The organism is Mesorhizobium sp. M8A.F.Ca.ET.161.01.1.1, assembly GCF_004792105.1.
Classification (GTDB): domain Bacteria; phylum Pseudomonadota; class Alphaproteobacteria; order Rhizobiales; family Rhizobiaceae; genus Mesorhizobium.
The window spans coordinates 1-306 of sequence record NZ_SRTD01000379.1 but is presented as its reverse complement, the minus strand read 5'-3'; the positions used below and the strand labels follow the sequence as shown (position 1 = coordinate 306).

At 59.8% G+C, this 306-nt stretch carries 1 pseudogene; it reads right to left on the bottom strand.

Annotation, left to right across the window (positions count from 1 at the left end):
- Positions 1-306 (bottom strand): annotated as a pseudogene (locus EN804_RS38530) (hypothetical protein); the annotation flags it as partial.

The window sequence follows — 306 nt, the reverse complement described above, 5'->3', positions numbered from 1 at the left end:
CAGCCGGTCACTGAACAGGCCGCCGACGATGTTCAGCGGCATCATCACCAGCATCACGATGATGATCAGCAGCAGGCCCTTGCTCTCGGCATAGCCCATCGTGACGCTGAGGTAGCTGGGCATGTAGGTCAGCAGCATGTAATCGGTGACGTTGAACACCAGCACCAGGCCCATGCACACCAGCAGCTGGCGGCCATGCACCTGGAACAGCGCGCCCAGCATGCAGCCATTCATCAGGATGATCAGCACGCTCGGTACCGCAAAGGCAAAGCCGAGCGCGAAGGCCAGGATCGACACTTGTGTGTT